Below are 22,948 nucleotides of genomic sequence, written 5' to 3'. Positions count from 1 at the left end.
CACCTCATATCTTAGTCGATATATATCTTAGTCACTAAGAGATTTAGTGACCTTAATTCCTCCTAGCACAACGGAAACGTCGGGAGCAAGCCAATGCCTCACCGTCCACGCAAGGCCCTCATCATCGGCGCCGGCATCGCCGGCCCCGTCGCCGCAATCCTGCTGCGCCGCGCCGGCATCGAATCGGCGATCTACGAAGCCTGGCCCTACTCCAAGGGCATCGGCGGCGGCCTCCAGATCGCGCCGAACGGCATGCATGTCATGGACGAGATCGGGCTTGCCGACGAACTGATCAGCCGCGGCTCGATCGCGGAGTCCTTCGACTTCTATTCGCAGGAAGGCCAAAGGCTCGGCTCGCTTAACCGCGACATGGCGCGGCGGTTCGGCCAGCCCGCGGTCAATGTCTGCCGCGCGACGTTGAACGAGATGCTGATCGACAAGGCCTGGTGCGCCTGCGTCTCGCTCTATTTCGACAAGCGCCTGATCAAGATCGAGGATCGTGGCGACCAGCCTGTCATCGCCTATTTCGCCGACGGCACCACCGCGGAAGGTGACTTCCTGATCGGCGCCGACGGCGTGCATTCGATCACGCGGCGCCAGGTGGTGCCTGATGGCCCCAAACCGTTCAACACCGGCCTGATCGGTTTCGGCGGCTTCGTTCCGCACGCCGTCCTCGACGGAAGAGCCATCGGCCGGCATGTCGAGACCACGTTCGGACAGAGCGGCTTCTTCGGCTACGGTTATTGCAGCCCGGATCCGAAGGACGGCGCGATGTGGTGGAGCACGCAGCCCGCGCACGGCATGGATGCCGCGATGTTTCGCGCGCTCGACGAACAAACGCTGAAGCAGCATCTGCGCGGCTTCCATCACGGCTGGCACGATCCGATCCCTGCGATCATCGAGGCAGCCGAGAACATCGTGGTCACCGACACGCTCGACGTCGCGACCTTGCCGACCTGGTCACGCAAGCGCTCGCTGCTGATCGGTGACGCCGCGCATGCCACCAGCCCGCATGCCGGCCAGGGAGCGTCGCTCGCGCTGGAAGATGCGATGCGGCTCGCTCGGCTGATGCAGGAGGGTCAGGGGCTGACGGCGACCTTCCAGGCCTTCGAGGCCGAGCGGCGCCCCCGCGCCGAGAAGATCGTCGCCATCGCCCGTCGCAACGGCAACAGCAAACGCGAGTTCAGCGCCACCGGCGCCTTCATCCGCAATCAGATGATGAAATGGCTGTTGCCGCTGGGCGCGAAGAGCATGGACTTCATGTACGCGTATGATGCGCGGGCGGCGTAGCCGCAATCTCACCGTCAGCTAGGCGCGCGCGCTTAATTCTCCACCTCAAACCTCAGCCCGGCATGATCGACGAGCCGCTTGATCAGCTTGTGCTGCATCGCTGCGCCCGGCGTCCAGAGACCGGCCGGGACGTCGGGCGCGTCACGCAGCAGGCAGATCGCACATTCCGAGATCATCCTGGCCGTTGACGCGTAGCCGGGATCGAGATCGCCTTTGACCGCCGCGCGAACCTGGCGACCATCGGGCGCAATCGCGATATAGAGCAGGTCGCAGCGACCGGCCTCGCGCTCCTCCTTCGACGGTCCCTCGCCGGGCCTCAGCGCTTTGGGTCCGGTCTTCTCGTTGTTGGCGGCCATGACGAGCTTCGCGTTGGTCTGACCTTCATCCCCCGGTCCGGTCAGCACCATCTCGTCGTAGACGAAGTCTCTGCCGTACCGAAATCCCATCAGCATGTTGGAACGATGGACATTGCGTGTGTTCAACGTCGCCATCGCGAACGGGGCGGACCAGGATTGCAGGTCCTCCTCGAAAACAGGCTTGTTGCCGCGCGGCTGCTTGGGCCCCTCGAAGCCGGGCGTGAACGCGAAGGGATCCTTGAGGATCGACACCAGGCTGAGATCCTGCGCAACCGCTTCAAAGGTGACCCTTGCGCTCGCGGAGGTGCCGCCGGAGAACTTCCAGCTGAGGTCACGAACGCGTCCTTTGACCCGCGAGGCCGGCGCGCCGAACACCCGCCTTGCTTCCTCCTGGACGAAGAACGCACCGAGCTCGAACGGCATGGAATCGAAGCCGCAGGAGAACATGATGCGCGCCCCGCTCGCCTTGGCGGCCGCCTCGTGCTTGTCGATCATCTGTTTCAGCCAGATCGGCTCGCCGCAGAGATCCATGTAGTCGGTGCCGTCAGCGACGCAGGCCGCAAGCAGATCGGACCCGTAAAGCTGATAGGGACCGACCGTGGTGACGACCAGCTTCGCCTGATCGACCAGGGCCCGCAACGATGCCGGATCGGCGGCGTCCGCTGCGATCAGCGGGGTGTCCGCGGGTGCGCCGATCGCATCGCGAACGGAGGCGAGCTTGTCTCTGCTGCGTCCGGCCATCGCCCAAGTCGGCGCGCCATCGCCAACGTAGTGCGCCGCGAGGTACTCGGCCACGAGCTGACCGGTGTATCCGGTCGCGCCGTAGACGACGATGTCGAACTTGGCAGACACGGCCTACGCTTCCACCTCGAACGTCAGCCCGGCATTGTCCCTCAGCCGCTTGATCAGCTTGTCCTGCATCGCCGCGCCAGGCGTCCAGAACCCGGCCGCGACATCGCTCGCATCGCGCAACATGCAAATCGCGCATTCGGAGATCATCTTCGAGGTCGAGCCGTAGCCGGGATCGCGATCACCGGTCACACCGGCGCGAACCATGCGGCCGTCGGGCGCGATCGCGACATAGAGCAAATTGAAGAGCCCGTTCTCGCGCTCCTCCTTCGATGGCCCCTCGCCCGGCTTCGGCGCGCTCGGGCCGGTCTTCTCGGCGTTCGCCGCCATCACGCGCTTGGCGTTGGCCTCGCCCTTGTCGCCGGGGCCGGTCAAAACCATCTCGTCGTAGACGAAGTCCTGGCCGTAGGGAAAGCCCATCAGCATGTTGGAGCGATGAACGTTGCGGGTGTTGATCAGCGCCATCATGAAGGGCGCGGCCCAGGAATTGAGATCCTCCTCGATCAGCGGCTTGTTACCCCTCGGCTGCTTCGGTCCAGCGAAGCCCGGCGTCAAGGCGAATGGATCGTTCAGGATCGCAACGAGGCTCATATCCTTGGCAACAGCGTCGAACGTCGCCTTGGCGCTCGCCGCGGTGCCGCCCGAAAGCGTGCCGCGCATGTCGCGCACGCGCCCCTTCACCCGCGGGGCCGGAGCGCCAAACACGCGCTTGGCCTCTTCCTGGACGAACAACGTACCGAGCTCGAACGGCACGGAGTCAAAGCCGCAAGAGAACACGATGCGCGCACCGCTGTCCTTCGCGGCAGCCTCGTATTTGTCGATCATCTGCCGCATCCAGATCGGCTCGCCGCAGAGATCGAAATAGTCCGTGCCGGTGGCGACGCAGGCTGCGAGCAGCTCCTCGCCGTAGAGCTGATACGGGCCGACCGTCGTGATGACAGATTTCGTCTGCTCCGCCATCGCCTTCAGCGAGGCCGCATCGGACGCATCCGCCACGATCAGCGGCGTGTCCGCGGGCGCGCCGATCGCATCGCGCACGGATTTCAGCTTGTCGAGGCTGCGTCCGGCCATCGCCCATTTGAGCTGCTTGTCGTTCTTGTAATGCGCCGCCAGATATTCGGCGACGAGCTGACCGGTGAAACCGGTCGCGCCGTAGACGACGATGTCGAATTTCGCAGAGCTCATGACTGGCCTTTACTTCTTCGCGTAACTCACGCCCATGCCGGCGCGGACGTCGCTTTGAATTCCATAGGGCGGGATCGGATAGCGCAGGCCGTTTTTGGCCAGAGCCTTCATGCCTTCGATTGCCTTGGCGAGATGATGTGGCTTCAGCGCCATCAGCATCTCCTCGTCAGGCACGCCGCCATAGCGCCGTTCGGCATAGCATGGCAAGGACAGGCTGGGCTCGCCTGATTTCAGCGCCCGCCCCCAGGAATCCGCGCACGCGGTCTCCCCGACCACGCCCCATTCGAACTTCTTGTAACCGGTATATTGCAGCCCGTTGATCAGGATGATCATCTGCCCGGGCGTCGCGTAGACGAGGCAGATGTCGGGCGGATCGAGCCGGCCGCTGGCGAGCGGACTGACCGCGAGCGCCTGATACTGCCCGAACGGAACCACGTCCAGCGCCTCCTGGCGCTTGCGCGCATCCTCCGCGGTGCCGTGCCACACGCCGACATAGTTTTCGCCGGCGAGCCATTTCTCGTCCTGGGGTGCGAGACCGATGACGGCGCGGCATTGGTTGCCGACGAGATCGTCGCCGGTGATGCCAACGGTCCAGCCGAGCCGCGAGGCCATGCTGACGATCTGGTCGGTGGTGTGGACCGCATTCGGCCGCCGTATCTTCGGGATCGCCTCCATGTCTTCGGCGCGCGCGAACAGCTTCATGCCGATGACGGTCGTCTTCAGCCGCAACAGGCTGTTGAGGTCGGCCACGAGGCCGGCAAGGTCGATCGTATCAGCGGCTTGCTGCGGCATGGCATCCTCCCGACGCGGATCGTTGCGCTTCGAAGATCTGTTCTAGTCCTTGGCAGGTCCCGGAAGCAACTCGCTGGTCCTACCCCTGAGCCGGTAAGCAAGCAGCCCGATCCACTCGCGCACCGCCACGTCGGTGCGGCCGAGGCCGTCCGCGCTCACATTGGTGAAGGAAAACAGATCGTCGCGCCCGCCCATCCGCCAGTCGACGGGATAAGCCTCGACGTCGAATCCGGCCCTGCGGAAAATGCCCATCGAACGCGGCATGTGATAGGCCGAAGTGATGAGCAACCAGCGCTCGCCGGGCTTCGGTGAAACCAGACGCTTGGTGAAGATCGCGTTCTCGTAAGTGTTGCGCGAGTCCCGCTCCACGACCAGGCGCTCTTTCGGGATGCCGATGCTTTCCAGGATCGGCACCGAATAGTCGGCCTCTCTGGCGTCGGTGGAGACCAGGTTGGCCGACCCTCCCGTGAAGACGATACGCGCATTCGGATAGCGGCGCGCAAGCTCGGCCGACGCCAACAGGCGATCGGCCGCATGCAAGACCACCGGCGTGTGGTGCGCCGCCGACAGATCGGTATCGACGGAGCCGCCAAGCACGATGATGCCGTCGGGCGCGCCGCGCGACGGATCCCACGGCGGAAAACGCGATTCCAGCGGATAGAGCAAGAGATTGCCGAGCGGCGAAAATGCGGCAAGCGCGAGCAGAACCAGCGTGGTCACGGCCAGCTTCCGGCCGAACCTGGCAAAGCGCGTTGCCATCAGCACGACCGAGATGATCCCGAGCTCGACCAGGAGATTGAGCGGCAGCACCGCGGCACCAAGCGTCTTGGAAAGAACGAAGAACAGGAGAAACCTCGCCGAAATGATCGTAACGGTGACACGCGGGCTTGACCCGCCCGCCTGTCTTCAGAAATCTTCTTGAAAGAGGATCGATTGCCGGGTCAAGCCCGGCCATTGCAAGTTCTCGAGCGCTTTCGGATGAAAACGACTGGACACCGCGAATGACCCATCACCACCTGCATGCGAGCGCCGAAACCTGCCATTGGGGCTTCTTCGAAGCCAGGCTCAAGCCTGTCCTCACCGTCGCAAGCGGAGACGAGGTCACAATCGACACCATCAGCGGCGGCCCCGAAGTGATCCCTGACCGCAGCCGGTTTCACGTTCCGCCTGAGATGTCCGAGGTGCATGCGAAATCCGATCGGATGGTGCCAGGTCACATCCTCACCGGGCCGATCGCCGTCGACGGCGCCGAACCCGGCGACATCCTCCAGGTCGACATCCTTGACGTCCAGCTTCGGCAGGATTGGGGCTGGAATCTGATCAAGCCGCTGGCCGGCACCCTGCCCGACGATTTCCACGAGACGCGGCTGCTCAACATCCCACTGGACCGGGCGCGGATGGTCGGCCGCATGCCCTGGGGGCTCGACCTGCCCCTGAAGCCGTTTTTCGGCGTGATGGGCGTCTCACCGCCCGCGAGTTGGGGCCGCATCTCCTCGCTCGTCCCGCGCGCCATGGGCGGCAATCTCGACAACAAGGAGCTCGGCGCCGGCGCAACGCTCTATCTGCCTGTGTTCGTTCCGGGCGCGATGTTCTCCTGCGGCGACGGCCATGGTGTGCAGGGCGACGGCGAGGTCTGCGTCACCGCGATCGAGACCGCGCTCACGGGCCGCTTCCGGCTGACGCTGCGCAAGGATTTGCGATTCACCTATCCCCGCGCGGAGACTTCAACGCACTACATCACCATGGCGATGGATCCCGATCTCGACCAGTGCGCGGTACGCGCGCTGCGCGACATGATCGCGCTGCTCGGTGAAACGCGAAACCTCTCGCGCGAAGATGCCTATACGCTGTGCAGCCTCGCGGCCGATCTGCGGGTGACCCAGACCGTCAACGGCTCCAAGGGCATCCATTGCATGATCGAAAAGGCCATCGTGCACGGCTGAGCCCCGGCGACGACCTCCGGACCGCTGACACCACGCGCCATCAGGCGATCCGCGCGGTGCGCCGGTACGCGTCAATTTTTCTGAGCGATTCCAATGCGCTGCGTCACCGATAAAGCTCGGATTTGACTTCCACCCCCGAACCTAAATAGAGTCTTAATCGTTACTTTTATGTACCTGAGTAAGAGGCTAGCGTTCGGGCCATGGCCACCGAAAAAGCCGAGACTGACCGTATTCCCGTAACCTTGGCGCTCTCGACCATCACCTATCTGGAAAAACTGGTGAGACAGGGCACCCACGGCACCAGCGTTCCCGGCGTCGCACGTACCTTGATCGAGGAAGGCATCCGTCTCGCCATCAAGGACGGGCTTTTGTCGATTCGCGACAATGGCAGGACGTGAGCGCGCGACCGGCGTGAAGCGGACGGGTCCTCGAGCTGCTGATGGCCAGATGTCGCAACCTGGGACCGTTACAAATGCCTGTTCTCTCTCCGACCTGGACCAACGAACGAATTGAACTGCTGAAGCAACACTTCGAAGCCGGCCTGTCCTGCCGCGAGATCGCCGCCGACATCGGCGTCAGCCGCAACGCCGTGATCGGCAAGCTGTCCCGTCTCAATCTCACGCGCGGCCGCACCGTCGACGAGCGCAGGCTGCAGGACAGGGCTTCCGCCCCGCGCCCGCCAAAGGCAGTGCCTCGCCTGCAATTTGAGATGTTCGCCACGATCTACGGCGAAGCCGACACGACGGTGGTGACCGGGCCGATCGACGATGCAAATCGCTGCTCACTGATGGAGCTCGACGAGAACAGCTGTCGCTGGCCGATCTCGACCCCCGGCGCCGAGGACTTCTTCTTCTGCGGCAATGCCGCGCACGAGGGCCAGCCTTATTGCACCGGCCACAGCCGCCTCGCCTACCGGCCGAACTCCCGCGCGCGCCTCATGCGCGGCTGACGCGCGCCTCGTGCCTTTCTCCGCAACGAAAAACCTCCGGCAGGGCACTACCGGAGGTTTCTGGAGGCTTAGCGTGAAGCTAAGAGCCGTGACTTTCGAAACCGGCTGGCAGCTATATAGCTGATCAACTCAGGTAAGTAAATAAGATTGATTGCGGTCGAATCGCATAGCTCGTCTTCGTCGGCCGCGGAGAAGATTTTCCGATTTTCATAATCAGTCTCCTATCAAGAAAAACCCGGCGGTTGCCCGCCGGGTTCTCGAAGCAGCGGTTGATACGATCGCTGATCAGAAGTTGCGCTGAGCGCGCAGCATCATGGTCACCGAGTCCTGGTCCTTCAGCTCATACACGGCTGCCGGCTTCGCAGCGCTGGCAATGCCCGGGCTCGTGATGCTGCCGGAGTACTTCTGGTCCAGACGGGACCAGCTCACGTCAGCAGTGAACGCCAGGTTCTTGACCGGAGTCCACACCGTGTTGACACCGAGGACCGAGAAGTTGAAGTCCGGGTTACAGGTCGAACCCGCCACGGCGATCGTCGCGAAGTTGGCGCAGATCAGGGTCTTGCCCGTCGAGCCGTAGCTCAGCGAACCATAACCACCATAGACGGCGCTCGCCCAGTTCGGGCTCCAGTTGTGGGTATAGCCGCCACGGACGCCCCAGGTCTTGACGGTATCGATGCCGGTAGCGGTTCCAAAGACGCCGTCAGCAAGACCGGCAAAGCCGGTGCTCTGATACGCGCCGTTGCCGCTGCCGCTGAACATGAAGAAGCTCTGCGGGAACAGGCTCTGGAAATTATAGCGCGTTGCACCGTCCGTATAGACGGCCTGCAGGTTGATCGCGTCGCCCGCACCGGTCGGGATATTCTTGATCGACAACGCGCCCTGCACAGCCCAGCCCCACTTGTCGGCGGGATGGCCGCTGAGTTCGGTTGCGCCGTAGTAGCCGGCATGGAGGTCATGCCCGACAACCGACAACTGGGCCAGGCCCCAGGCCTGGTCGACACGAACCGCACCGACGATGTCGGGAGAACGTGTGCCACCCCAATCGTTGGCGCCGTAGACGCCCGTGACGAACTGAGCAGCCGTACCCGACGACACGTTCCAGAGGTTCGACTGGCCATTGTTCGCGGACGTCTCGTCCTGCAATGCCACCGAAGCGGTGATGCCCTGGCCAAAGTCAGCCGTGTAGGAAACCTGGTTGACGCCGTTGACGTGGTTGGATCCGCCCGGGATGGTATCGGGACCGCCAGCCGGATAGCTCTGCCACGGGGCATCGAAGATCGAGACCGTGCGGCCGAAGGTAAAGCCGGCAAACTGGATGAACGCGTGGTAGATACCAAGCGATCCGGCACTGGTCGAGATGGCCGACGGGTTGCTGCCGGTAGCATTGGTCGAGTCGTAGGTGAAGACCAAGTCGGCGTAGGTGCGAACAACGCCGTATTCGGTCGCCGTGCGGGTGTCGACGTTGAAATCGAAACGGGCGCGGCTGTAATAGTAGTTGGTCAGACGGTTGTTTGACCCGCCGTTCGCGCTGGTCGTGCTGTTGTTGAAACCGTAGTCGCCGGCGCCGCCGAGAATCATGTCAGCGCGCAGGTAGCCACCCAGCTTGATGCAGGTGTCGGTGCCAGGCATGTAGTAGAAACCCGCACCGTACAGCGAGCAGATCTTCACGTATTCGACTGCCTTGGCCTTGAGCGGAAGATCAGCCGCCTGAGCTCCACCGACGGCGATCAGACCCGCCGCAGTGCCGAGCAAAAGGCTCTTCACCATTTTCATTTAAAACCTCCAAGTTGCTCATTTTACGGAGATCGGACCGTGAGGCCCCCCAGATCCCCGTCTCTTCATCAAATCCGCTCGGCCGCTTCGCGCTTTCGGACGCACCCGCTTGAGACGCGAGGGACGTGAGCGAACCACCTGCAACGGGACGATCGAGAACCCCCCACCGTCATGGATCAATATGCCTGCGCCATTCCGTTAATCAAAATAGTTTATTAGATCAGCTTTGTGGTTTCACTATCCCTGTGTCCGCGGCGCAACACCGGATCTGGGCGAAAATGCTGACCGGCTCATATTTGTAATTTCCGTGACACAATTACCCTGCTCTGCACTTGCGTCAGGGCTGAGTTGCGTGGACTATGCCCGCCGCGAAAACTGACGAGAATGAATCAGCTTGCGGGAGTGACGCTGTGTCAGCGACGAGGAAAGAAGGGGCGCGCCTCCGCTCCGCCGGCAATCTCGATATCATCAGGCGATTTACCTGGGAGATATCCTCGATCAACATGTACCTGGAGGAGCTGCGTCAGTTCTGGGCCAGGACGCTCGGCATCAGCGGACCGCAATGGCTGATCCTGATGGCGATTTCCGACCTCGACAAGGACGATGGCGTGCCCATCAACGTGGTCTCCAAGCTGCTTCACGTCGACCCATCCTTCGTCACCACCCAGTCCAAGCTGCTGGAGAAGAAGGGCCTCTTGCGCCGCCGCCCCTCGCCGACCGATGCCCGCGTGGTACGGCTGTCGCTGGTCGAGAAGACGCAGAAGCACATCGCGAGCCTCAACGAGCAGTACAAGACGATTCGTGAATTCGTCTTCCAGGAGTTCGACGAGAACGAGCTGACCGAGTTCACTGCCAAGCTCGCAACGCTGAAGAGCCGGCTCGAGAAAGCCTGCATCAGGATCTCACTGGACTTCTGAGGCTCCTGTCGGCTCGAAGGCCGCGTTCAGATTCGCTTGCCGGCGGCGCCGAGATGGGATTCGAGCCAGTCGAAGATGTATTCGTTGGCAAGGCTCGGATTGTCGGCATGCGCCTGAGCCGCGCCAGTCTCCGCTGCGGTGAACACTTTCAACACGATGTCGGAACTGCCGAGCCGGGATTTCTGCACGATCTGTTGCGCCCGGTCGGCCTCGAGCCAACCGTCCTCGCCGAGCGTGATCAGCACCGGGCATTCGGCACTCGAAGCCATCAGCGGCGCATGCGGCACCGGGACGATGCTGAGATCCGTCATGGCAAAGCGGCTGGCGAAGAACGACCGCTCGTGCAGATCCCACAGACCACCATCGCAGACCGCCGCGGCAAACCGCGGCTCCTGCAATACGGCGCGCGCAACGAACGAAGAGCCCCACCCGTCGGCCACGATCGCCACGCGATCGAAATCGACATCGCCGCGCAGCTCCAGGTAATCCATGGCGCTGGCAATCGAACTCTCGATATCCCGACGCTGCAGCAACACGTCCACGTAATCGTCGCGCTCGTCCCCGAGCAGATCGAGCGCCAGCATCGAGAATCCGCGCTCGCGCGCATGCGGCGCAAGCTTGACCAGGAACTCCTCCTTGCGTTGTCCGGGCTCGCCGATGCAGATCACGGTCGGAGCGCGACCGTTCGTCGCGGGCGCAGGCAGGAAATAGCCCTGCAGCGAATGCCCTTCGACCCAGGGGATTGTCACGACCTCGCCGGCAGGCCGGCGTGCGTTAAGGAAACGGCGGGCGCATTCCTGCATCGCGAGCACCGCGACCCAGCGGCGCTCGTCTGCAGGATCGAGCGGCATCGCGGCCGCACCGTAATAGTTCATCGCACGCAGCCAATTGCGCTGCGCGGTGACCATGTGGCCCTCGGCGAATGCCGCCTCGGCCCGATGCCTGTTGGCCTGGGCCAGCTTCTTCCACTCGCGATGCCAGGACTGTTCGTCGCCGCGCTTGAGCTGCCGCGCGATCATCAGGCATTCGGCGATGGTAGCGCCACCCTCTTGTGCCGCGGTCAGCAGCCGGGTGAACTCAGCGGAGATATCCTCTCTCTCCGGGCAGAGGATGAAGTCGTCGGAGAGGCATGCGGGTATCATCGGAGCGACGCTCTATCGTGGCATTACTCCTGATTCACTAAACTATTTTAGTTCACCGACCAAGCAGCGCTGCGCCGAATGAGACCCGCTCGAGATCACCATCGCTTGAACGCGGGAATATCGTTGCATGCGTAACATTCCGTTTCGTCATGGGCCTGTAAAGATAGGCAAGGGACGGCCGCAAATACCTGAGTAAAATGTTTGCGCGCCCCTTGCGATGACGATGATCATACCTACTTACGCTGCTTTACTGATGATCTCCGCGACCGAGAGTCAGCCAAGCCGCCAGCCGACCTCCTGGGTAAAGCTTTCGTAGAACGCGCGGTCATAGGCCTGCTCGGGCGTCGCGCGTACGCGTTCGTCGAGACGCTTTGCGTCATCCCCCACAAGAATGCGCCACCGCTCTGACTTGACGCCATCCAGGATGATCTTGGCCGCTTGTGCCGCGGTCGTCGGTGCATCCTCGAGGAAGCTGCGGGCGCGCTCGACGAACACCGACTGGATGTCCTCGTCCGACATTTTGTCAGCATCTGGCACCCCGGCCGCGATCATGCGTTTGCGGGTCAGCGCGACCTCCTCGGCGCTGAGCCGCTCCGACCCGTCGCCGCTCTGTACCTTGCGCGAATTGGAGACGATCGAGGTGCCGACATGGCCGGGCATCACAACCGAGCATTTGACATGCGGGGCGTGCAGGCGAAGATCGTTGATCAGCGCTTCGGTGAATCCCTTCACCGCGAATTTCGCCGAGCTGTAGGCGGTGTGCGCCTGGCCCATGCCGATCGAAGCCCAGAAGCCGTTGACGCTGGCGGTGTTGATGATGTGGGCCTCGTCCGCCGCAACCAGCATCGGCAGGAAGGTGCGGACGCCGAGATAGACGCCGCCCCAGCAGATGTTGAAGGTGCGCTCCCACTGCTCGCGCGTGTTGGTGAACAGGCTGCCGCCACCGCCGATGCCGGCATTGTTGAACAGCAGATGGATCTTGTCCGTCTCCTGCTGCTCGGCGAGCTCATCGCGAAAACGCTTGAGATGATCCTCGATCGAGACGTCGGCGACATGGGTCGTCACGCGCAGGCCCTGCGGCAGCTTCTCGGCCTCGCACAGCCGCTTGGTCTCGGCCATCGCGGCTTCCGAGACGTCGCACATCGCGACGTTGCAGCCCTCGGCCACGAGCTGCCGCGCGAGCTCCCGTCCCATGCCCGTGCCGCCACCGGTGATGACAGCGATCTTTCCAGCAAATTCCTTCATGGGACTTTCGGCCCCTCCCCTCGTCGGACTGTTTCTTCGTCGTTGGCGCGCCGCGCCTGCGGCGCGCGCAAAATGTAGCAGCGCCGCATCCGCAGGTAAAAGCGGATCGGCGCTGTGTCTCGACATTGGTTATTTCGGCGCGCGGACTATTCAGCCGCCTCGATCTGCCGCCCGTCCAGCGCGCCGAGCGCTTCCAGCGCCTTGCGGATCACCGCTTGCTGCGCGGGTGAGGCCTCCGGCATCGGCGCACGCGGATAGGTCCTGGGCAGGCCCTGCAGCGTCTGCGCGTAGCGCGTGCAGGCCGGCAGATTGTCCGCAATGATCGCGTTCCACAATGTCAGCAGCTTCTTGTGCAGCTCGAGCGCACGCGGATGGTCCCCCGCCCTCACCGCATTCCACAACGCCACGGAGGCATGCGGCGCAGCGGTCAGGATCGCGGCGATCGAGCCGTGGGCTCCGAGCGTGTAGGACGGATACATCAGCGCATCGACCGCGCTGTAGATCAGCTTGTCCGGCGCCATCATCATGAGATCCGCAAACAGCTTGAGATCGCCCGCGCTCTGCTTGACGCCGACCACCAGCGGCACCTCGGTCATGATCCGCGTCAGCAGCGCCGGCGACAGGTAGGACCACGGCACCACATTGTAGATGATGATGGGCATGCCGGTTTCATCCGCCATGGCGCGAAAATGCGCCACCATCGCCTCGTCATCCGGCTTGAACAGATAGTGCACCGGCGTGACCTGGAGCGCTGCGACATTCATGTCCCGCACAAGCTTGCCGCGGCGGATCGCATCGCGGGTGGAATCGACGATGATGCCGGCGATGACGGGAATGCGGCCTTTCACCGCCTCAACCGTCGCGTCCATCAGGTCGCGATACTCCTCATGGTCGAGCGTGTGCCCCTCGCCGGTCGAGCCCCCGGCCGCGACGCCATGCGCGCCGGCGCCGATCATCCAGTCGACCTGGGGCGCCACTTGCTTGGTGTCGATCTCGCCATCTTTCCGGAACGGTGTCGTCATCGGCGGAATCACGCCGGTCGGTCGTGCCTTCATGGTCTGCCCTCGCGTTTCCAAAAACCTCGTGGCGCCCTGCTCTTTCGGCGGGTGTCCACGATACGTGAGCCTATCGGCTGCGCGGGTCGTGAGAAGCGCTGGCGGCGCGGCGCTGCCCCTGAAATCCAGCATTCCTACGGGGCGATTCTCTTGCGGTTCCCGTATTTGTCCGGCTTCGGTTTAGGGGCAATTTTTTTACAATCCGAATCGTCAAATGGGGCACTGGGGCGAGCAGGCCCAGCCAGCGTGTCGTTTTCGACACAGGCTGTGGCACTCGGCTTGCATCCTCCTCGTGGTCGAAACTACCGATGAGGTGACTGGAATGTTCATAACCGTCGTTGCCGTGCTCTGCCGGCTCGGCGCTGCTGCTTCGGGCAGCTGTGTCGAGGAAATCGTGACCGACAGCAACATGACGCCCGACATGTCGATGATGGCATGTGCAGTCGGTGCGCAGGCTCCGCTCGCAAAATGGATGGACGAGCATCCGCTCTATCACGCCAATTGGCGCCTCGAGCGCTACAAATGCGTGCCGGGCCATTACGAGATCAAGGGACACGCCTAAGGCCCCGCAAAACTATTGACATCGAGGAGACGCCCCGGGGGCCGCATCAGCCTTCGTGCGGGCACCACCGGCGCAAGCGCTCGCGAGGCTGCGCGCAGCGTGACACCAGTCACGCTCTTTCTTTAAGCCACCGCCCCCAAAATCATCGCACGCGCCCGCCGGCCCTCCGGCGTCGGCATCAGCGCGTAATTGTGCGGCTGGTCGCGCCACAGATGCAACTCGACCGGCACGCCGGCGGCGCGTGCTCGCGCGGCGATATCGACGCTATCAGGGTAGAGCAGATCGCGCGTGCCCGAAAAAATCGTCATCGGCGCGAGCGATCGGAATGCGCCGTTGAGCGGGCTGACGAAGGGATGGCCGACATCGAGCTCACCGGCATAGAGCCGCCCGGCCTCGATGATGCCAGGAATGTCCTGGATCGGATCGTGCGCGGCGATCTCCGCTTGCTCGGGGCGGCTGACAGACGCGTCGGCTCCAGGCGAGATCAGCATCAGCCGGTTCGGCTGGCGGTGGCCGCGGTCGCGCAGCCATTGGCACGCCGCAAGCGCAAGACCCGCGCCCGCCGAATTGCCGACCACCGTGACCTTTGCCGGCCCGGCGTCCTCCAGCAGCATCCGCAACAGCTCGGCCGTCGCAGGCACGACATCCTTCGCGGTGGCGCGCGGCGCCAGCGGGTAGATCGGCACGACGCAGACGACGCCTGCCTTGCGCGTCATCTCGCCGACAAAGCGCCAATGCGCCGGCACGATCTCGTTGATGTAGCCGCCGCCATGCAGGAACATGACGAAGTTGCAGCCCTCATGGCCCGACGACGGCGCGGTGTAATAAACCGGCCATCCGCCCATCTTGGTCAGCGTCGCCTCGACGCCCCGCCCCAAACCCGTCGGCTCGAACGTTGCAGGCTCCAGCGCGAGCTTCTGCACATGTGCCTGCACGGCTTCGGCGGAGGCGAGCTGCTGCTTGTACGGAAGTTGCCGGAGCAGCAAATTGAACAAGCGACTTTGCAGGCTCGGCGCGGGATCGCGCCGGGCCGGCGGACTGAACACGCAACCGACCGGGCAAAACTGCAGGGCGGATACGATCCTGGCAACGCTCATGGCCACATCCCCATCTGGCTCATCCGACGGCGGCGACAAAGAGACTTGCTGACCAGCCGCCGCTTGCCGATATAATGCGAGCATTCACTCGCTTTTCCTACTCGCGTTCAGATCACAAGGTCGTGGCCCGCAAACCACCTACAACACCCCGGAAAAAAGCCTCGCAGGAGCGATCGCGCGCCACCGTCGACGCGTTGGTGGAGGCAACCGCTCGCATTCTGGTCAAGGACGGTTTTGAGAAGACGAGCACCAACCGGATCGCCGAGGTCGCCGGCGTCAGCGTCGGCTCGCTGTATCAATATTTCCCGAGCAAGGAGGCGCTCGTCGCCGCCGTGATCGATCGTCACAACGAGGAGATCATGGGGCTGGTCCGCGCGACGCTCATCGAGGTCGCCGATTTGCCAATCGAGAAAGCCGTGCGCCGCCTCGTCACCGTCGCGGTCGCAGCGCACCGCATCAACCCCGAACTGCACCGCGTGCTTGCCGAGCAGATTCCGCGCGCGGGCAAGCTCGACGTCGAAGCCTTCAACCGCGAGGTCCACACCCTCGTGCGCGCCTATCTCGACAGCCGCCGCAAGGAGATGCGCAGGATCGACCTCGATGTCGCGACCTTCATCTGCGTCAGCGCCATCGAAGCCGTCGCGCATAACATCGTGCTGAACCAGGCCGAGATGCCGCCGGACAAGATGGTGCAAACGCTGGTCGATGAGACGACGCGGATGGTGGTGGGCTTTTTGAAATAGTTGGCGGCCGGCAGAAGCCGCAATCGATTCGCGAGCGGCCAGGACGACACGCGCCACGGCGTGACCGAACCGTCGCAGTTCAACAACGCGTGCGCGCGCCGTGCAGTGGAGGGGTTGAATTCCGAAAGGACAGTAAATACATGAGCAAGTAAGATGACTCAATCACGAGAATGGAAGGCTATCGGCATCGCGGGGACAATTGCGTGCGTCTCGATGTCGCTTTTAGCCGCCGATGCAACCCTGGACCTGAATGTCGCCGGGCTGACCAAACGCCTGCAGAGCGCGCAAGCCTCGTTCGTGGACACGATGGGACAGTATCAACTTGCCTTTGCCGTCCCGATTTGGACTCGCAGTAAAGCCGGCGCGGAGCAGCAGTGACCGCCCGACCGGTTGCTGAGCGCCAGCCACTGACAAATACCGCGGATCACTTGCCGATCGGCGATCGCGCAAGCATCAGACCTTCTCTGAAGAAAATGGTCGGAGCGAGAGGATTTGAACCTCCGACCCCTAGTCTCCCAGACTAGTGCGCTAACCGGGCTGCGCCACGCTCCGAACGTCGTTCCATTAGCTAGGATCGACGCTTTACGCAAGGCGAGCCGCACCATTTTGGTGTGTTCGCCCAAAGCCGTCCGGAACTGCCCGCATAGCCAAAGGAAAAGCGCCGTCAGCCGTCCTTCAGCGCCTGGTCCAGCATGTCCCGGCAGGCGACCAGATCGGCAAGCGCCCGTCCCAGCCGTTCCCGGTCCAGCGCGCTGGGACCGGCCGGCGCGGCGGGCGCGCCACCTTTGCGGAAGGTGGTGAGGATGTCCTCGTCGTCGACCTCGGTGAAGCGGAAGTCGATGCCTTCCTCCTCGTCGCCCTGATAGTCGTCATCGTCGGCATCCGTGATGCCCTTGATGGGCGGCTCGTCGTCCGGCTCCATCAGGCTCGCGCCGATGGCATCCTCGATCGCCCCGAACGAGACTGCGGCTGCGCCATCGGCCAGGCCCTGCACCGATTTGACGCCATGCTCCTTCAGGATCCGCTGCACCCCGCGGATGGTGTAGCCCTCGCCGTAGAGCAGCCGGCGGATGCCCTTGAGCAGGTCGACATCGTCGGGGCGGTAATAGCGACGGCCGCCGCTGCGCTTCATCGGCTTGATCTGGGAGAAGCGGGTCTCCCAGAACCGCAGCACGTGCTGCGGAATGTCGAGTTCCTGCGCTACTTCGCTGATGGTTCGGAACGCATCCGGCGCCTTGTCCAAATGCCCAATCCTTTTCCGACAGGCGGATTACGCCTCGGGTTGCGCCTTGCTGGCATCGCCATTGGCACGGTGCTGGCCGTTGATCCGCTGCTTCAGGATCGCCGATGGCTTGAATACCATCACCCGTCGCGGCGAAATCGGCACCTCGGTGCCGGTCTTCGGATTGCGACCGATGCGCTGGCCCTTCTTGCGGACCATGAAGGAGCCGAACGAGGACAGCTTCACCGTCTCGCCCTTCTCGAGGCAATCGGTGATCTCCTTCAGCACGAGTTCCACGAACGCAGACGATTCCGTCCGCGACAGTCCCACCTTCTGGTAGACGGCCTCGCAGAGATCCACACGCGTTACGGTTTTACTTTGATCGGTCATCGCCCTGCCCCACATCACGGCGAACAATTGTTGTCTGAAATTATGAACTTACGATACGGCGGTCAACACCGTTCATCAATGCAGAAGCATCGATATCAGGCGCAAATTCCGGCAAATTTTTAGCTGATGTGGCTTTACCAGCGCACCAGCGCGGAGCCCCAGGTGAAGCCGCCGCCCATGGCTTCCAGGAGAACCATGTCGCCGCGCTTGATGCGCCCGTCCTTGCGCGCCACCGATAGCGCCAGCGGTATCGAGGCCGCCGAGGTGTTGCCGTGGCGGTCCACGGTCAGCACCACCTTCTCCGGAGCGATATGGAGCTTGTGGGCGGAGGCGTCGATGATTCGCTTGTTGGCCTGGTGCGGCACGAACCAGTCGATGCTGTCGGCATTGAGCCCTGTCGCCTGGAAGGCGTCGACGATCACGTCGGTGATCATGCCGACCGCATGCTTGAAAACCTCTCGACCCTCCATGCGCAGGTGACCGACCGTCTGGGTCGAGGACGGCCCGCCGTCGACGAACAGCTTTGCTTTGTGCCGGCCGTCCGAGCGCAGATGCGTCGTCACCACGCCACGGTCGGTGGCAGCCTTGCCCGGCTGTTCCTGCGCCTCGAGCACGACCGCGCCGGCGCCGTCGCCGAACAGCACGCAGGTACCACGATCATTCCAGTCGAGGATGCGCGAGAAGGTCTCGGCGCCAATCACCAGCGCACGCTTGTAGGCGCCGGTACGCAGGAAATTGTCGGCCGTCGCGAGCGCGAACACGAAGCCCGAGCACACCGCCTGAAGATCGAACGCCGCGCCATGATTGATGCCGAGCGCGTGCTGCACGGCGACCGCGGTTGCTGGGAAGGTGTTATCGGGCGTCGAGGTCGCGAGCACGATCAGTTCGATCGACTGCGCGTCCATGCCGGCATCCGCGAGCGCGGCCTGCGCCGCCTTGATCGCCAGATGCGAGGTGAATTCTCCCTCGGCGGCAATGTGCCGTTCGCGAATGCCGGTGCGCTGCACGATCCACTCGTCGGACGTGTCGATACGCGCTGCCAACTGGGCGTTGGTCACCACCTGCTCCGGCAAATAAGAGCCGCAGCCCAGCACGACCGAACGAATTTGAGTCACGAAACAGCCTCCTGCGCGGTCTGCACGGAATTGAGTGCACCACCCTCGCGGTTGAGCATCTGATTGATCTTGTTCAGGAGATCGTAGTGAGCCATCTCATAGCCAACATCGATCGCATAGGCAAAGCCTTCGGCGTTGATTCCGCCGTGGCTCTTGACCACCAGTCCGTTGAGACCCAGCAGCACGCCGCCATTCGACTTGTTCGGGTCCATCTTGTCGCGCAGGGCCTGGAAGGCATTGCGGGCAAAGAGATAGCCAAGCTTGGACAGCCAGCTCCGCTGAATCTCGTTGCGGAGTAATTCCGCCATCTGGCGGGCGGTTCCTTCGGCGGCCTTGAGCGCGATGTTGCCGCTGTAGCCCTCGGTCACGATCACGTCGGCCACGCCCTTGCCGATGCCGTCACCCTCGACGAAGCCGATATATTCGAGTTCCGGCAGGTTCATCGCGCGCAGGATCTCGCCGGCCTCGCGGATCTCCTCGTGCCCCTTGATCTCCTCGGTGCCGATATTGAGCAGGCCGACCGTGGGGCGCTTCTTGTCGAACACCACGCTCACCATGGCTGCGCCCATCACCGCGAGCGCAACCAGATGGCGCGCATCGCCGCCGATCGTGGCGCCGAGATCGAGCACGACGGACTGGCCGCGCTGGGTCGGCCAAATCGCTGAAATGGCCGGGCGGTCGATGCCGCGCAGCGTGCGCAGGTGGAACCGGGCCATCGCCATCAGCGCGCCGGTATTACCGGCGGAGACCGCGACATCGGCCTCCCCCTTCTTGACCGCATCGATCGCGAGCCACATCGACGAGGTCTTGCGGCCGCGCCGCAGGGCCTGGCTCGGCTTGTCCGAGCCGCTGACGGCGACGTCCGTATGGACGATCCTCGAAACGGACTTCAACTCGGGGTGCCGGTCGAGCTCGGGCTCGATCCGGGCGCGGTCCCCGACCAGCAGGAATTCGGTGTCCCGATGCCTCGCGAGCGAAATGGCTGCGCCTGGAATAACCACGGCAGCGCCGTCATCGCCCCCCATGGCGTCCAGCGCGATGCGAACCTTGCTTGGCATAGAAGTCCCGGAAACCTGGTCTGGTGCGGTCTTGAACGAGCCGGCCGCAAAATGGGTACGCCATGGACATGGCGACCGGCCAAGCGCCACGCCGCACCCTGACCGGGGCGCGACAATAGCGTTTTGCTATCCTGAAACAACCTCTTGCCCCCAGCCTTTTGGACTAAGGACGATCTGCCGCCCGCCCCTCAAATCCACAGAAATATCATAATAATCAGATGGATAAGCCAGCCTTTCAAACCGGTCCGGCAAGCAGCTCACACCACACAGGACAGCGCTCTTACGGGGGAATGCCCAGCTATTTGCCTTTCTTCTTGCCCTGCTGGTTGTCCTGAAGCGCCTTGAGCGCCGCGAACGGATGGTCCTCGGGATCGGGTGCGGTGACCTCCGCCTCGAACACGGCACCTGGCTTGCGGGGATAAGGATCGATCGCCAGGAACAGCGCATCGGTCGCGATGCGACCGAGGTCGATGATTCCGTTGACGATCGCCTCGGGCGGATCGGCGACCTGCGGCGGCTCCTCGTCGTCCTGCCCTTCCTCGATCAGGTCCTCCAGCCGCCGCGCCTCGGCCTCCGGCGCAAAAGTCAGATCGACCTCCTCGTCGATCTCGCTCTCGATCGGATCGAGCGTGACCACGCAGGTCTGGCCGACCCGGGCCCGGACCCGGCCCGTGACCTGGACCCGGCCGCCGCTCTTCGGCTCGACGTCGAAATCGGCATGAGCCGAGGGAATGTCGCGCACGCCCGCAAGATCGGCCATGGCCCGACGCTCGGCCTCCGAGGCTTCGAGTTCACGATGAAGCCCGGTATCGGGAATTTGCGCCACCATGACGGGTGAACGCCAGGGATCCGGCCCGGCCCCGGTGATCGATCTGTTCATGATGTCTCATCCTCCCGAAGCGGCGCGGGAAACCTGAAGGAGCCCTGCAACAGGGCGGCATCGCCGGCCTGGCCGAGGTCGGCGTCAGCCGCTATCGCGTAGGCGGCGAGCCGCCGCGCCTGATCCAGCCCTGCGCCATTCAAGATATTCTTGCAGATCGCCTGCGCCAGCGCCTCGGTGCCCGCCGCGATCGCCTGGTCGTAGGCCTGGACGCGGCCGTAAAATGCCTCGCCGAAGGCCCGCATCCGCTTCGGGACGGTCTGGTCGCCCACGCCCATCTCGCGCAGATTGTCGTCCATGTCCTCGCAGAAGCGGTCGAACAGGCCCTGCGACAGCTCCGCACCGCCCTGGGCGACAGTCCGCAGCCGCCGCAGCAACAGCCACAGGTGCAGCAGCAACAGGTCGAAACGGCCATTAACCGTGTCAGGCACGCCCAAGTCCCGGTAAAATTTGGGTTCTCGCGCCTGCGTCACGATCATGCCATAGATGGCTTCAATGGTGCCGGCCAGGGCTAGCCGGGGTTTCCTGAAGTGATTGAACGGCCAAAGCATTGTGGTTTCCGCAAGCGGGCGCGCGCGAGTTGCATAAAGACGCCCAGCCCGGTACTTCAGCGCCTCGCGCGACGCAAGGGGACGGAATCAGTTCCGCTATGACGACAACGAACCAGACCAGCCTGCGCGCAACTCCGCGGCGCAGCCTCTATGCACGCTGGCGTGGCCTGCGCATGCTCGCGGCCGTGACGCTGGTTGGCGCCGCGCTTGCAGGCTGCACCGGCGAGCAATTCCAGAAGGGCTATATCCTGCCGCCGGGCGCGCTCGAGCAGATTCCGATCGGCGCGAGCCAGGATCAGGTGCTGATCGTGATGGGCACGCCCTCCACCGTCGCGACGCTGGACGGCGAGGTGTTCTATTACATCTCGCAGCGCTCGGAGCGCCCGGTCGCCTTCATGAACCAGAAGGTGGTCGATCAGCGCGTGATCGCGATCTATTTCGACAAGAACCGGCGCGTGCGCCGGCTTGCGAATTACGGCCTTCAGGACGGCAAGATCTTCGACTCCATCAGCCGCACCACGCCGACGTCGGGTCAGGAGATGAGCTACCTCGCGCCGCTGTTCAAGCTGCTCAGCTTCAACTGAGATCGTGAGCTCACACTCTCTGCCTGCGGCGTCGTGACGCTCTTCGCACGACGCGCATCCTCGCCGGCGACTTGCCGTTGTGCATCGGGTTCCCTACGCTCCCTGCAAAATAAAAAGCAGGGAGTGGATTCGTGCCCAACAAGCTTCCGACGAGATTGTTGTCCCGCCGCGGCGTGCTCACCGGTGCCGCTGGCCTGACGGCCGCAGCGATCCTGCCGCGATCGAGCCTTGCCGATTGGAAGCCGACGGAGAACGTCCGCATCATCGTGCCCGCCGCAGCCGGCGGCTCGACCGATGTGATGGGCCGATTGCTCGCCGCTCATCTCCAATCCGCCTGGGGCCAGACCGCAGTCGTCGAAAACCGCTCGGGCGGCGGCGGCACGATCGGAACGGCCGAGGTGGTTCGCTCCAAGGCCGACGGCCACACCATCCTGATCGGCAATCCCGGTCCGAACGCGATCGCCTACAGCATCTTCAAGAACCTCACCTACAAGCCTGACCAGCTCCAGCCTGTCTCCAACATGATCCGGATCCCGAACATCGTGTCGGCGCATCCAAAGACAGGCATCAAGTCGGTCGCCGAGCTGATCGCCTATCTGAAGGCCAATCCCGACAAGCTCAGCTACGCCTCGTCGGGCGTCGGCCAGAGCCCTCACCTCACCGGCGCCTGGTTCCTCCAGCTCACCGGCCTGAAGATGACGCACATCCCGTTCCGCGGCGCCGGCCCTGCGCTCCAGGCCGCGCTCGCCGGCGACATCCAGGTCCTGTTCGACAATCTCTATCCGAGCCTGCCGCAGGTGCAGAACGGCACGCTCAACGGCCTCTGCGTCACCACCACCGAGCGCAGCGAGCTCGCACCTGATCTGCCGACCATGCGCGAGAGCGCACCCGAGCTTGCCAATTTCGACGTGTCGTCCTGGTTCTCGGTGTTCCTGCCAAAGGGCGTCCCCGCGCCCGTGCTCGAGGCGCTCAATCTCCAGGTCAAGGCGATGCTGGCGCGCGACGACATCAAGAAGCAGATCACCGCCATGGGCGCCCGCGCCGACTACGGCACGCCGCAGCAATTCGCGGATTTCGTGGATGCCGAGACCAAGAAGTTCGCCGGCATCATCCAGAAGGAAGGGTTGCAGATGGACGTGCAGTGATGGCGCTGTCGTGGTTGCTGAGCGCCAGCTTCGTAGGGTCGGTTAGCCCTGCGACTGCGCGAAGCGCTGTTAGCAAGGCGTAACCCACCTCTTCTGCCTCTGCGG

General features: G+C 63.5%; 25 protein-coding genes and 1 tRNA gene. 10 read left to right on the top strand and 16 right to left on the bottom strand.

Annotated elements, in window-relative coordinates; all coding sequences use genetic code 11:
* Positions 1 to 93 precede the first annotated feature (93 nt).
* Positions 94 to 1,290, top strand: a complete 1,197-nt coding sequence (locus XH91_RS16005; protein ID WP_128951463.1) for an FAD-dependent monooxygenase — start codon at positions 94 to 96, stop codon at positions 1,288 to 1,290.
* A gap of 32 nt (positions 1,291 to 1,322) precedes the next feature.
* Here the strand turns inward: XH91_RS16005 and XH91_RS16000 are convergent, their stop codons facing one another.
* Genes XH91_RS16000 through XH91_RS15985 form a run of 4 tightly spaced genes read right to left on the bottom strand, consistent with a single transcriptional unit; the run spans position 1,323 to position 5,282 of the window.
* Complete coding sequence (locus XH91_RS16000; protein ID WP_128951462.1) at positions 1,323 to 2,498, bottom strand: saccharopine dehydrogenase family protein; 1,176 nt, start codon at positions 2,496 to 2,498, stop codon at positions 1,323 to 1,325.
* A gap of 3 nt (positions 2,499 to 2,501) precedes the next feature.
* The gene (locus tag XH91_RS15995) at positions 2,502 to 3,680 is read right to left on the bottom strand and encodes a saccharopine dehydrogenase family protein (protein ID WP_128951461.1); all 1,179 of its coding nucleotides are present in this window, start codon (positions 3,678 to 3,680) and stop codon (positions 2,502 to 2,504) included.
* Between the two features lie 9 nt (positions 3,681 to 3,689).
* Complete coding sequence (locus XH91_RS15990) at positions 3,690 to 4,472, bottom strand: DUF169 domain-containing protein (RefSeq protein ID WP_128951460.1); 783 nt, start codon at positions 4,470 to 4,472, stop codon at positions 3,690 to 3,692.
* Between the two features lie 42 nt (positions 4,473 to 4,514).
* Positions 4,515 to 5,282 (bottom strand): YdcF family protein, encoded by a 768-nt coding sequence (locus tag XH91_RS15985; RefSeq protein ID WP_128951459.1) that lies wholly within the window; start codon positions 5,280 to 5,282, stop codon positions 4,515 to 4,517.
* Positions 5,283 to 5,473: 191 nt separating this feature from the next.
* On the opposite strand from XH91_RS15985, the gene XH91_RS15980 reads away from it, so the two are divergent.
* The 3 genes from XH91_RS15980 to XH91_RS15970 all read left to right on the top strand — a co-directional run bounded on the left by XH91_RS15980 (position 5,474) and on the right by XH91_RS15970 (position 7,364).
* The gene (locus tag XH91_RS15980; RefSeq protein WP_128951458.1) at positions 5,474 to 6,415 is read left to right on the top strand and encodes an acetamidase/formamidase family protein; all 942 of its coding nucleotides are present in this window, start codon (positions 5,474 to 5,476) and stop codon (positions 6,413 to 6,415) included.
* A 200-nt stretch (positions 6,416 to 6,615) separates the two neighbouring features.
* Positions 6,616 to 6,813 carry a hypothetical protein gene (locus XH91_RS15975; RefSeq protein ID WP_007603456.1) on the top strand — a complete coding sequence of 66 codons (198 nt, stop codon included), beginning with the start codon at positions 6,616 to 6,618 and terminating at the stop codon, positions 6,811 to 6,813.
* A gap of 74 nt (positions 6,814 to 6,887) precedes the next feature.
* On the top strand, positions 6,888 to 7,364 hold the full coding sequence (locus XH91_RS15970) for a GcrA family cell cycle regulator (protein WP_164934016.1): 477 nt from the start codon (positions 6,888 to 6,890) through the stop codon (positions 7,362 to 7,364).
* A 285-nt stretch (positions 7,365 to 7,649) separates the two neighbouring features.
* On the opposite strand, the gene XH91_RS15965 is transcribed toward XH91_RS15970, so the two are convergent.
* On the bottom strand, positions 7,650 to 9,137 hold the full coding sequence (locus XH91_RS15965) for a porin (RefSeq protein ID WP_128951456.1): 1,488 nt from the start codon (positions 9,135 to 9,137) through the stop codon (positions 7,650 to 7,652).
* A 410-nt stretch (positions 9,138 to 9,547) separates the two neighbouring features.
* Here XH91_RS15965 and XH91_RS15960 point away from each other — a divergent pair, with 410 nt between their 5' ends.
* Positions 9,548 to 10,054 (top strand): MarR family winged helix-turn-helix transcriptional regulator, encoded by a 507-nt coding sequence (locus XH91_RS15960; protein ID WP_164934015.1) that lies wholly within the window; start codon positions 9,548 to 9,550, stop codon positions 10,052 to 10,054.
* 26 nt (positions 10,055 to 10,080) lie between these two features.
* Here the strand turns inward: XH91_RS15960 and XH91_RS15955 are convergent, their stop codons facing one another.
* From XH91_RS15955 to XH91_RS15945, 3 genes are all read right to left on the bottom strand, one after another.
* Positions 10,081 to 11,196: an alpha/beta hydrolase family protein gene (locus XH91_RS15955; RefSeq protein ID WP_128951454.1), complete on the bottom strand. Its 1,116-nt coding sequence runs from the start codon at positions 11,194 to 11,196 to the stop codon at positions 10,081 to 10,083.
* A gap of 273 nt (positions 11,197 to 11,469) precedes the next feature.
* A complete protein-coding gene (locus XH91_RS15950; RefSeq protein ID WP_128951453.1) occupies positions 11,470 to 12,441 on the bottom strand; it encodes an SDR family oxidoreductase in 972 nt (323 codons plus the stop codon).
* Positions 12,442 to 12,587: 146 nt separating this feature from the next.
* On the bottom strand, positions 12,588 to 13,496 hold the full coding sequence (locus XH91_RS15945) for a dihydrodipicolinate synthase family protein (RefSeq protein ID WP_128951452.1): 909 nt from the start codon (positions 13,494 to 13,496) through the stop codon (positions 12,588 to 12,590).
* Positions 13,497 to 13,818: 322 nt separating this feature from the next.
* On the opposite strand from XH91_RS15945, the gene XH91_RS15940 reads away from it, so the two are divergent.
* Positions 13,819 to 14,058 (top strand): hypothetical protein, encoded by a 240-nt coding sequence (locus XH91_RS15940; protein WP_128951451.1) that lies wholly within the window; start codon positions 13,819 to 13,821, stop codon positions 14,056 to 14,058.
* Positions 14,059 to 14,180: 122 nt separating this feature from the next.
* Here XH91_RS15940 and XH91_RS15935 read toward each other — a convergent pair whose 3' ends face one another.
* Positions 14,181 to 15,155, bottom strand: a complete 975-nt coding sequence (locus tag XH91_RS15935) for an alpha/beta hydrolase fold domain-containing protein (protein WP_164934014.1) — start codon at positions 15,153 to 15,155, stop codon at positions 14,181 to 14,183.
* Positions 15,156 to 15,352: 197 nt separating this feature from the next.
* On the opposite strand from XH91_RS15935, the gene XH91_RS15930 reads away from it, so the two are divergent.
* Together XH91_RS15930 and XH91_RS15925 are read left to right on the top strand one after the other, a co-directional pair.
* Positions 15,353 to 15,898 carry a TetR/AcrR family transcriptional regulator gene (locus XH91_RS15930; RefSeq protein ID WP_245477337.1) on the top strand — a complete coding sequence of 182 codons (546 nt, stop codon included), beginning with the start codon at positions 15,353 to 15,355 and terminating at the stop codon, positions 15,896 to 15,898.
* A 153-nt stretch (positions 15,899 to 16,051) separates the two neighbouring features.
* Positions 16,052 to 16,276 carry a hypothetical protein gene (locus tag XH91_RS15925; protein ID WP_128951448.1) on the top strand — a complete coding sequence of 75 codons (225 nt, stop codon included), beginning with the start codon at positions 16,052 to 16,054 and terminating at the stop codon, positions 16,274 to 16,276.
* A 96-nt stretch (positions 16,277 to 16,372) separates the two neighbouring features.
* Here XH91_RS15925 and XH91_RS15920 read toward each other — a convergent pair.
* The 7 genes from XH91_RS15920 to XH91_RS15890 all read right to left on the bottom strand — a co-directional run bounded on the left by XH91_RS15920 (position 16,373) and on the right by XH91_RS15890 (position 21,114).
* Positions 16,373 to 16,450, bottom strand: a tRNA-Pro gene (locus XH91_RS15920).
* 112 nt (positions 16,451 to 16,562) lie between these two features.
* Positions 16,563 to 17,141, bottom strand: coding sequence for a MerR family transcriptional regulator (locus XH91_RS15915; RefSeq protein ID WP_128951447.1), 579 nt, complete (start codon positions 17,139 to 17,141; stop codon positions 16,563 to 16,565).
* Between the two features lie 27 nt (positions 17,142 to 17,168).
* Complete coding sequence (locus tag XH91_RS15910; RefSeq protein ID WP_206733146.1) at positions 17,169 to 17,510, bottom strand: integration host factor subunit alpha; 342 nt, start codon at positions 17,508 to 17,510, stop codon at positions 17,169 to 17,171.
* Between the two features lie 134 nt (positions 17,511 to 17,644).
* Positions 17,645 to 18,625, bottom strand: a complete 981-nt coding sequence (locus tag XH91_RS15905) for a beta-ketoacyl-ACP synthase III (protein WP_128951446.1) — start codon at positions 18,623 to 18,625, stop codon at positions 17,645 to 17,647.
* Positions 18,622 to 19,683, bottom strand: a complete 1,062-nt coding sequence (gene plsX / locus XH91_RS15900; protein ID WP_128951445.1) for a phosphate acyltransferase PlsX — start codon at positions 19,681 to 19,683, stop codon at positions 18,622 to 18,624. The genes XH91_RS15905 and plsX overlap by 4 nt, the downstream gene beginning before the upstream one ends.
* Before the next feature lie 298 nt (positions 19,684 to 19,981).
* Positions 19,982 to 20,563, bottom strand: a complete 582-nt coding sequence (locus XH91_RS15895; protein WP_128951444.1) for a YceD family protein — start codon at positions 20,561 to 20,563, stop codon at positions 19,982 to 19,984.
* Entirely contained in the window at positions 20,560 to 21,114 is a 555-nt protein-coding gene (locus XH91_RS15890) for a ubiquinol-cytochrome C chaperone family protein (protein ID WP_128951443.1), read from the bottom strand. Before XH91_RS15890 ends, XH91_RS15895 begins: the two co-directional genes overlap by 4 nt.
* Positions 21,115 to 21,212: 98 nt before the next feature.
* Between XH91_RS15890 and XH91_RS15885 the strand changes: the two genes are divergently transcribed.
* Positions 21,213 to 21,698, top strand: coding sequence for an outer membrane protein assembly factor BamE (locus XH91_RS15885; RefSeq protein WP_164934012.1), 486 nt, complete (start codon positions 21,213 to 21,215; stop codon positions 21,696 to 21,698).
* A gap of 131 nt (positions 21,699 to 21,829) precedes the next feature.
* Positions 21,830 to 22,843 (top strand): Bug family tripartite tricarboxylate transporter substrate binding protein, encoded by a 1,014-nt coding sequence (locus tag XH91_RS15880; RefSeq protein WP_128951441.1) that lies wholly within the window; start codon positions 21,830 to 21,832, stop codon positions 22,841 to 22,843.
* Positions 22,844 to 22,948: the final 105 nt, after the last annotated feature.

It is taken from the genome of Bradyrhizobium guangzhouense (assembly GCF_004114955.1).
Taxonomy (GTDB): Bacteria; Pseudomonadota; Alphaproteobacteria; order Rhizobiales; family Xanthobacteraceae; genus Bradyrhizobium; species Bradyrhizobium guangzhouense.
The sequence above is the reverse complement of the archived record's forward strand: the minus strand, read 5'-3'. Positions and strand labels throughout refer to the sequence as shown.

What these genes read in the sequence shown, in the direction of transcription:
- XH91_RS16005 (WP_128951463.1), top strand. Translation starts at nt 94, where the DNA reads ATGCCTCACCGTCCACGCAAGGCCCTCATCATCGGCGCCGGCATCGCC.
- XH91_RS15995 (WP_128951461.1), bottom strand. Translation starts at nt 3,680, where the DNA reads ATGAGCTCTGCGAAATTCGACATCGTCGTCTACGGCGCGACCGGTTTC.
- XH91_RS15990 (WP_128951460.1), bottom strand. Translation starts at nt 4,472, where the DNA reads ATGCCGCAGCAAGCCGCTGATACGATCGACCTTGCCGGCCTCGTGGCC.
- XH91_RS15980 (WP_128951458.1), top strand. Translation starts at nt 5,474, where the DNA reads ATGACCCATCACCACCTGCATGCGAGCGCCGAAACCTGCCATTGGGGC.
- XH91_RS15975 (WP_007603456.1), top strand. Translation starts at nt 6,616, where the DNA reads ATGGCCACCGAAAAAGCCGAGACTGACCGTATTCCCGTAACCTTGGCG.
- XH91_RS15970 (WP_164934016.1), top strand. Translation starts at nt 6,888, where the DNA reads ATGCCTGTTCTCTCTCCGACCTGGACCAACGAACGAATTGAACTGCTG.
- XH91_RS15965 (WP_128951456.1), bottom strand. Translation starts at nt 9,137, where the DNA reads ATGAAAATGGTGAAGAGCCTTTTGCTCGGCACTGCGGCGGGTCTGATC.
- XH91_RS15955 (WP_128951454.1), bottom strand. Translation starts at nt 11,196, where the DNA reads ATGATACCCGCATGCCTCTCCGACGACTTCATCCTCTGCCCGGAGAGA.
- XH91_RS15950 (WP_128951453.1), bottom strand. Translation starts at nt 12,441, where the DNA reads ATGAAGGAATTTGCTGGAAAGATCGCTGTCATCACCGGTGGCGGCACG.
- XH91_RS15945 (WP_128951452.1), bottom strand. Translation starts at nt 13,496, where the DNA reads ATGAAGGCACGACCGACCGGCGTGATTCCGCCGATGACGACACCGTTC.
- XH91_RS15940 (WP_128951451.1), top strand. Translation starts at nt 13,819, where the DNA reads ATGTTCATAACCGTCGTTGCCGTGCTCTGCCGGCTCGGCGCTGCTGCT.
- XH91_RS15935 (WP_164934014.1), bottom strand. Translation starts at nt 15,155, where the DNA reads ATGAGCGTTGCCAGGATCGTATCCGCCCTGCAGTTTTGCCCGGTCGGT.
- XH91_RS15925 (WP_128951448.1), top strand. Translation starts at nt 16,052, where the DNA reads ATGACTCAATCACGAGAATGGAAGGCTATCGGCATCGCGGGGACAATT.
- XH91_RS15910 (WP_206733146.1), bottom strand. Translation starts at nt 17,510, where the DNA reads ATGACCGATCAAAGTAAAACCGTAACGCGTGTGGATCTCTGCGAGGCC.
- plsX (WP_128951445.1), bottom strand. Translation starts at nt 19,683, where the DNA reads ATGCCAAGCAAGGTTCGCATCGCGCTGGACGCCATGGGGGGCGATGAC.
- XH91_RS15895 (WP_128951444.1), bottom strand. Translation starts at nt 20,563, where the DNA reads ATGAACAGATCGATCACCGGGGCCGGGCCGGATCCCTGGCGTTCACCC.
- XH91_RS15890 (WP_128951443.1), bottom strand. Translation starts at nt 21,114, where the DNA reads ATGCTTTGGCCGTTCAATCACTTCAGGAAACCCCGGCTAGCCCTGGCC.
- XH91_RS15885 (WP_164934012.1), top strand. Translation starts at nt 21,213, where the DNA reads ATGACGACAACGAACCAGACCAGCCTGCGCGCAACTCCGCGGCGCAGC.